The 369-nt window shown below is 51.5% G+C and carries 1 protein-coding gene; it reads left to right on the top strand.

Annotation, left to right across the window (positions count from 1 at the left end; all coding sequences use genetic code 11):
- On the top strand, positions 1-153 hold a 153-nt coding region (locus BZJ21_RS15670), incomplete at its 5' end, for a PAAR domain-containing protein (protein ID WP_174566353.1).
- Between the last annotated feature and the right edge of the window lie 216 nt (positions 154-369).

Raw genomic sequence — 369 nt, 5'->3', positions numbered from 1 at the left:
TGCCCGAAAACCCCACATGGCTCTCATGGTCGCCAGATTGCTGCGGGCGCATCTGGGGTACTGATTGATGGTAAACCTGCCGCCCGTATTGGCGATGCGCTTAACTGCGGTGGCGTACTGGTGTCAGGCTCCGGGGATGTCATTATTGGCTAAATCGAATCAGGGGCGGCAACACCCCTGAAGCAAACGACTGGATAAATGAAGTAGGCAGCAGAAATGAAATGTGTGGGCGTGATACTTAGCCTCTTTTTACTCACTGGATGTTTTGGAGATAAACAAATGAGGCAAGCGAGAGAGCAGGTGTCGACCGTTGATATCGAGATTGATAATGAAGGCGAGAATCCGCCTGTGCTGTACACCGCCAATATC

Source organism: Salinivibrio costicola subsp. alcaliphilus, assembly GCF_001996185.1.
In the GTDB taxonomy this organism is placed as follows: Bacteria; Pseudomonadota; Gammaproteobacteria; order Enterobacterales; family Vibrionaceae; genus Salinivibrio; species Salinivibrio costicola.
Note: the sequence above shows the minus strand (reverse complement) of the source record. Positions and strands in the feature narration are given on the sequence as shown.